General features: G+C 57.2%; 5 protein-coding genes and 1 pseudogene. 4 read left to right on the top strand and 2 right to left on the bottom strand.

Going from position 1 to position 7632, the window contains the following annotated elements; genetic code table 11:
- Positions 1-261: 3-hydroxyacyl-CoA dehydrogenase NAD-binding domain-containing protein (locus ACTF5M_RS11115; RefSeq protein ID WP_438961039.1), on the bottom strand; the 261-nt coding region annotated here is incomplete at its 3' end.
- A 157-nt stretch (positions 262-418) separates the two neighbouring features.
- On the opposite strand from ACTF5M_RS11115, the pseudogene ACTF5M_RS11110 reads away from it, so the two are divergent.
- A pseudogene (locus ACTF5M_RS11110) lies at positions 419-1237 on the top strand (DUF6473 family protein).
- Between the two features lie 38 nt (positions 1238-1275).
- Here the strand turns inward: ACTF5M_RS11110 and pyrF are convergent.
- The gene (pyrF, locus tag ACTF5M_RS11105; RefSeq protein WP_438961038.1) at positions 1276-1971 is read right to left on the bottom strand and encodes an orotidine-5'-phosphate decarboxylase; all 696 of its coding nucleotides are present in this window, start codon (positions 1969-1971) and stop codon (positions 1276-1278) included.
- A 254-nt stretch (positions 1972-2225) separates the two neighbouring features.
- Between pyrF and clpB the strand changes: the two genes are divergently transcribed.
- From clpB to msrP, 3 genes are all read left to right on the top strand, one after another.
- On the top strand, positions 2226-4841 hold the full coding sequence (gene clpB / locus ACTF5M_RS11100) for an ATP-dependent chaperone ClpB (protein ID WP_438961037.1): 2616 nt from the start codon (positions 2226-2228) through the stop codon (positions 4839-4841).
- A gap of 426 nt (positions 4842-5267) precedes the next feature.
- Entirely contained in the window at positions 5268-6782 is a 1515-nt protein-coding gene (locus ACTF5M_RS11095; RefSeq protein ID WP_438961036.1) for an FMN-binding glutamate synthase family protein, read from the top strand.
- 189 nt (positions 6783-6971) lie between these two features.
- On the top strand, positions 6972-7632 hold a 661-nt coding region (gene msrP, locus ACTF5M_RS11090), incomplete at its 3' end, for a protein-methionine-sulfoxide reductase catalytic subunit MsrP (protein WP_438961035.1).

Genomic DNA, 7632 nt, shown 5'->3' with positions numbered 1-7632 from the left:
AATGATCAAATCGCTTTGTCCAAGCTCGGCCAGATCAAGCGTGGTGATGATGCGCGCCAAAGCCGCGTCGCGGTTCTCGGTGGTCATCGCGCCTTTGGCAACTTGGCGGTCCATGTTTTTGGCAATCAACGCCTGCGCCGCCGCAAGGGCATCTGCGCTCACATCATTCAGCCGCACATGATACCCGGCGCTTGCAAAAACATGGGCGATACCATTGCCCATTTGCCCCGCGCCGATAACGCCAACTTGCTCAATATCCATAACGGATCCTCTGATGCTGTTTGCGTTAACTGTGTCGTGAGCTGCCAGCGCGCGCAACCCTGTGATTGAGACAGTTTTCAACAAATTATCAGGTTAGCGGTTTGGAAAGGCCGTTGTGAGAACCGTGTCCCTGGGTGAAATTGTGAGAGGTGGCGTAATGACCATTCAATCAACGGGGCAAACCGCCCTTGAGTACATGCCGTGCAGGTATGGCCGCTCGAAACTGGTGTTTCGCGGACCACGCAAGCGGCTTGAGACAGATTATGTGGCGTTTCTGGGCGGCACAGAAACATACGGCAAATTCATGCCCAAACCGTTTCCTGATTTGGTAGAGCAAGGCCTTGATGTTCAATGCGTGAATTTTGGTTGTGTGAATGCGGGACCTGATGTGTTTCTGGGTGATCCCTTCGTACCGGGGGCTTGTTCCAAAGCCCGTGTAACGGTGCTTGAAGTGATGGGGGCTGCGAACCTGTGGAACCGCTTCTATTCGGTGCATCCACGGCGCAACGACCGCTTTTTGAAGCCATCGATGCTAATGCAGACCATTTTTCGGGGAACGGATTTTACGGAGTTCACTTTCACGCGGCACCTTTTGTCGACGTTGCAGTCTGAGGCACCTGAGAAGTACGAGATTGTTGTGGATGAGCTACGCCAAGCGTGACTTGCGCGGATGCGCTCGCTTTTGGCCAAGATTGACGGAAAAGTCATTCTGCTTTGGGTGAAGCCGCCAATGACGGCACAGTTTGGCCCGCTGGGTGGGGATCCACTTTTTGTGGACCGCACCATGATGGAGCAAATCGGCCAAAGCGTGACAGGCATCGTTGAGGTAGACTTGCCATCCCATGATGCAGGGTTTCGCCTTGAAGGGATGAGCTACACCGAGATGGACCAGCCCGCCGCAACCGAGTTGTGGGGCGCGCCGGCGCATCAACTTGTGACGGCCGAGGTCACAAAGGCGCTGACCAAAATGGTGTAAGGTGGGTCTTTTGCCCGGTGGACGCGGCCAAGTCGCGTTTAGAGTGCGGCCAATTCATCCGTGATGGCTTGTGCCGCTGCGCGTGGGTTTTCGGCTTGCCAGATAGGGCGTCCCACAACGATGTGGTTTGCGCCGTCGCGAATGGCTGAGGCCGGTGTTGCAACGCGCTTTTGGTCCCCAAGGGCCGCGCCGGTCGGGCGCACGCCGGGGGTGACGATCAGTTTGTCGTCCGCGATTGGCAGCGCGCGGATTAATGCCGCCTCTTGGGGGGAAGCGATCACACCATCTGCGCCCGCTTCAAGCGCACGGCCCGCACGCTCAGTCACCAGATCAGGGATCAGACCGTCCTTGATTAGGCAGTCGTCCAAATCACCACGATCAAGCGAGGTTAAAATGGTAACTGCGAGGATTTTTGTGTTTGAACCAGCAGCGCCCTGTTTTGCGGCGTTAACCACTTGTGGGTCACCATGAACGGTCAGGAAGTCCAGATCAAACTGCGCCAAGCCGCGCACTGCCGCCTCAACAGTTGCGCCGATGTCGAACAGCTTCATGTCCAGAAAAATGCGCTTGCCGCGTTCTGCCTTCAACTCATTGGCAAGCCCAAGCCCGCCGCCAGTTAGCATGCCCAACCCGATTTTATAGAAAGATACCGCGTCACCCAGCTCATCTGCCAGTTTCAGGCCTACCAAAGCGTTCGGCACATCCATCGCAACAATCAATCTATCGTCGGCCATCGGTGCGGCTCCTTTTGGTACGTATGTTTTATTGTGGCGGGGGTAGTTGCTTTGGGGGCGCGATGCAAGCGAGCGGGTGCGCCGAAAGCCGCGGTTGGCCGTGCTGCGCTGTGGGGCTTTGCGCGCATTTTAGGCATACCGTCACTTGAACGCGGACATCATTCGCCCCATCTAAGCTGCATAAGGTTCCACACCGATGTATGCCGCAAAGGCGGGTGCGAAATTTACGTGGGATGCTGCAAAAGGAGAGACCCATGGACTTAGAAAAGTTCACTGAACGCGCGCGCGGTTTTGTGCAAGCGGCACAAACAATTGCTGCGCGTGAAAGCCACCAACGGCTGACCCCCGAACATTTGCTGAAGGCGATGATGGATGATGATCAGGGCTTTGCCGCCAATCTGATCAGCGCCTCTGGCGGTGATGCGCCTGCGGTTGCGCGTGCGGCTGATCTGGCTGTGTCAAAGCTGCCCAAAGTGACGGACGACGCGAGCGCTGTGTATTTAGATAGTGCCACAACCCGCGTGCTGGCTGAGGCAGAGAACCTCGCTAAGAAAGCCAAAGACAGTTTTGTGCCCGTTGAGCGCGTTTTGATGGCGTTGGCCATGGTCCGCTCTGGCGCGAAAACCGCGATGGAGGCCGGCAAGGTCACCGCGCAAAAGCTTAACAGTGCGATCAATGACGTACGCAAAGGGCGCACGGCGGATACTGCCAGCGCCGAGGACGCCTATGAGGCGCTGCGCAAATACACCTCTGATTTGACAGAGGCCGCCCGTCAGGGGCGTATTGATCCGATCATCGGACGTGATGATGAGATCCGCCGCGCGATGCAGGTATTGTCGCGCCGCACAAAGAATAACCCCGTTCTGATTGGTGAACCTGGCGTGGGTAAAACCGCGATCGCCGAAGGGCTGGCCCTGCGTATCATCAACGGCGATGTGCCCGAAAGCCTACGCAACAAACGCCTTTTGTCGCTGGATATGGGGGCGCTGATTGCGGGTGCGAAATACCGTGGTGAATTTGAAGAACGTCTGAAATCAATCCTTTCCGAGGTGACTGCCGCGGCTGGTGAAGTGGTTTTGTTCATCGATGAAATGCACACTCTTGTGGGGGCGGGCAAAGCGGACGGTGCGATGGATGCGTCGAACTTACTTAAGCCCGCGTTGGCGCGTGGTGAATTACACTGTGTTGGCGCGACGACCCTTGATGAGTACCGCAAGCACGTTGAAAAAGACGCGGCACTTGCGCGGCGTTTCCAGCCGGTGCTGGTGAACGAGCCCACAGTCGAAGACACCATTAGCATCCTGCGCGGCATTAAAGAGAAGTATGAGTTGCACCACGGCGTGCGCATTTCAGACAGCGCCCTTGTTGCGGCCTCTACTTTGTCGCACCGCTATATTACGGACCGCTTTTTGCCCGACAAAGCGATTGATCTGATGGACGAGGCTGCTAGCCGCCTGCGCATGGAGGTCGACAGCAAGCCAGAGGAACTAGATGCGCTGGACCGTCAGATTTTGCAGATGCAGATTGAGGCCGAGGCGTTACGCTTGGAAGACGATCAGGCGTCCAAGGATCGTCTTGCCACACTAGAGCGCGACTTGGCTGAGGTGCAGGAACGCGCCACGCAAATGACGACCACGTGGCAGGCGGAGCGTGACAAGTTGGAAGGTGCGCGCGTGCTTAAAGAAAAGCTCGACCGTGCGCGTGCCGAGTTGGACATAGCCAAGCGTGAGGGCAATTTGGCCAAGGCAGGTGAGTTGTCTTACGGCGTGATCCCGCAGCTTGAGAAAGACTTGGCCGAGGCGGAAACCGCAGGGGATGACGTGGTGGTCGAAGAGGCCGTGCGCCCCGAACAGATCGCCCAAGTGGTTGAGCGTTGGACCGGTATCCCGACCTCAAAAATGCTGGAAGGCGACCGCGAAAAACTACTTCGGATGGAAGTGGCGCTGGGCAATAGGGTCATCGGTCAGCACGCGGCGGTTAAGGCGTTGTCAAATGCGGTGCGCCGTGCGCGCGCGGGGCTAAATGATGAAAACCGGCCCCTTGGTTCGTTCCTCTTTTTGGGACCAACGGGCGTGGGCAAGACCGAATTAACCAAAGCGGTTGCGGAGTTCTTGTTTGATGATGACAGCGCAATGGTCCGCATTGACATGTCTGAATTCATGGAAAAGCATGCGGTGGCCCGTTTGATTGGCGCGCCTCCCGGGTACGTGGGCTATGATGAAGGCGGTGTGTTGACTGAGGCCGTGCGGCGCAAGCCCTATCAGGTTGTGCTGTTTGACGAGGTTGAGAAAGCGCACCCGGATGTGTTCAACGTGTTGTTGCAGGTTCTGGACGATGGTCAGTTGACCGACGGGCAAGGCCGCACAGTCGATTTCAAACAAACGCTTATCATTTTGACCAGTAACCTTGGTTCACAGGCGCTGAGCGAATTGCCGGAAGGCGCTGACGCATCTACGGCCAAGCGTGATGTGATGGCTGCGGTGCGTGGTCATTTCCGTCCTGAGTTTTTGAACCGTTTGGATGAGACTGTGATCTTTGACCGTCTGGCGCGCGAAGACATGGACGGGATCGTCGATATTCAGATGGCGCGGCTGCTGAAACGCTTAGCGGCGCGTAAGATCAATCTTGAGTTGGACGCGGCTGCCAAACAATGGTTGGCCGACGAGGGGTACGACCCCGTGTTTGGCGCGCGTCCTTTGAAGCGTGTGATCCAGCGTGCGTTGCAAGACCAACTGGCTGAAATGCTGTTGGCTGGGGATGTAGTGGACGGCAGTACCGTTCACATCAGCGCGGGGCCGGATGGCCTTTTGGTGGGTGACCGGATCAGTGCCTCTACCCGCGAAGCGCCCCAGGATGCGGTGGTTCATTAACGTGCTGTTCAGGGCCGCGAGGATTTGACAGCGCGACAGCACAAAGAGCCGCATCAGCCGAAACGCTGGGGCGGTTTTTATTTGGACATGAACTTATCAGTAACGAGTGAGAGAACTTGGCGGCCGCCAAAGGTGAGGGTGCAAGAAGGGCGTGCCAAGCCCCCGAAATCCGGTGCGGTGGATCGGTTCGGCGCCCTTTTCGCGTTGTCGAACAGATTTCGACCGGGGCTTTGAACCATATGCTTTCTCAAATTGCGCGCTTGGGGAGTGTCGCGCAGAACGCCTAACGCGGTCTTACCCCAACGAACGGGCATGATGACCGGGACGCAATGCCAAGGTCCGCTCACGTCCGTGTTATGCGGTTTCCTTTTGGGCGGGCTTTGCGGTTTAGTGGGTGCAAGGTGATTTATTTAAGAGGGTGCGGGGATGTTCAGTTTTATGGGGGCGGCGGGGTATGCGCTGCAATTCTTGGCGCTATTGTTTGTGACGGTGATTGGCTTTGTTGTTGCGCTGGCCCTTGTGTTGTTCGTGCGGGGTCGTTGGCAGACCGAGGATGCGGTGCGGCGCAACTATCCGGTGATCGGGCGGTTTCGTGCGCCTTTCACCACATTGGGTGAGTTCTTCCGGCAGTATTTCTTTGCGATGGACCGCGAGGAGCTGCCTTTTAACCGTGCGCAGCGTGACTGGATCAAGCATTCCTCTGAGGGCAAAAGCAACACGGTCGCCTTTGGCTCAACCCGCAACATTTCAGAAGTCGGCACGCCCATCTTTGTGAATGCTGCGTTCCCGCCCGTTGATGACCAATTCGCCAGCTCGGAACCGATGATCATTGGCCAAGGGGCGGCAACGCCTTTTGTGGCGCGATCCATCTTTAATCTATCGGGGATGAGCTACGGCGCCATTTCCAAGCCGGCGGTCCTTGCGCTTTCAAAAGGGGCAGCAAACGCAGGCATTTGGATGAACACTGGCGAAGGCGCGCTGGCGCCCGAACATTTGGCGGGTGGTGCGGATATTGTGTTTCAGATCGGCACGGCGAAATACGGCGTGCGCACCAAGGATGGCAAGCTAAGTGATGACCGGCTACGTGCAGTCGCCGCCCACCAGAGTGTACGGATGTTCGAGATCAAGCTTGCCCAAGGGGCAAAGCCCGGTAAGGGCGGGATACTTCCCGCCGCTAAGGTGAACGACGAGATTGCCCACATTCGCGGGATTGAGCCGCATCAAGACAGCATCAGCCCGAACCGCCATGAAAAAGTAGATGACTGGTATGATCTGCTGGACATGATTGCCCACGTGCGCGCGGTGACTGGCAAGCCCGTAGGGATTAAGACTGTGGTCGGCTCTCCCGACGCGCTTGAGGAATTCTTTGCGGCCATTCTGGAGCGCGGGATTGATAGTGCACCGGATTTTATCACCCTTGATGGGGGCGAGGGGGGCACGGGGGCCTCGCCGATGCCGTTTATGGATTTGGTGGGGATGCCAATTCGTGAGGCTTTGCCCCTGATCAGTGCGCTGCGCGATCGAATGGGCCTTAAGGAACACATCCGCTTGGTGGCCAGTGGTAAGTTGGTGAACCCTGGTGATGTGGCGTGGGCATTGGCGGCAGGGGCGGACTTTGTGACGTCTGCGCGCGGCTTCATGTTTAGTCTTGGCTGCATCCAGTCGCTGAAGTGCAACAAGAACACCTGCCCCACCGGCATCACCACCCATGATCCGCGTTTTCAAAAGGGGCTGGTGGTTGAGCAAAAGTTCGAGAAGGTTGCGGCCTATGCGCGGTCTATTATTCATGAAGTGGAAACCATTGCCCATTCTGTTGGTGCGGCCGAGCCGCGCCTGATGCGACGATCGCACGTGCGGATCGTGCAACCAGATGGCAGCAGCAAGCGGCTAAGCACGATTTACCCTGCCCGTGATGAAGGGCAGACTGCGCCGCATCCCTAGGCACAAGATCCCTAGGCGCAAAGGCCCGGCGCTCTATTCTATATAGAGAGAGCAGATGAAGAGCGCGGCTTTGTGACAGGGTCTCACCAATGCGTGAGGGGGGCTTTGCGCAGCGTGGCGCGCCTCGTAAGTATAAAGGGCTGGCGGGCGCATGATGCACGCGGCTCAAACAGATGAAGGACGTGGCTCATGGCCTATGGTTGGAAGAATAAGTTAACGGCGGCTCATGTGACACCGAAAGCGGCGTTCTGGAACCGGCGTCAGATTATGGCTGGCATGGCCGCCGCCGGTGCTGCGGGCAGTATCGCAGGGTCCGCATTCGCCGCGCAGGATGCTATGGTGCCCAACAGCTTTGAGGAGATCACCAGTTACAACAACTTTTACGAGTTCGGCACCGGCAAGAGCGACCCCGCCGCCAACGCAGGTAGCCTGACCACGGACCCATGGGAAATCACGGTTGATGGGCTGGTTGATAACCCTGGTACATATTCTTTGGCCGAGTTGCTGGACGGTCTGGATATAGAAGAGCGTATCTACCGTTTCCGCTGTGTTGAAGCGTGGGCGATGGTTGTGCCGTGGAACGGTGTTGAGCTGCGCGATATTCTGCAAAAGGCAGGTGTGCAGTCAGATGCCAAGTACGTAGCCTTTGAAACATTGTACCGTCCAGAGGAAATGCCCGGTCAGCGCCTGCCGTCTATTTCGTGGCCGTATGTCGAAGGGCTGCGCCTTGATGAGGCGATGCATCCGCTGACGCTGATGGCGACGGGTATCTACGGCAAGCCCATGCCCAACCAGAATGGTGCGCCGATCCGTTTGGTGGTGCCGTGGAAGTACGGGTTCAAATCTATCA

It is taken from the genome of Nereida sp. (genome assembly GCF_965655635.1).
Lineage (GTDB): Bacteria > Pseudomonadota > Alphaproteobacteria > Rhodobacterales > Rhodobacteraceae > Nereida.
Note: the sequence above shows the minus strand (reverse complement) of the source record. Positions and strands in the feature narration are given on the sequence as shown.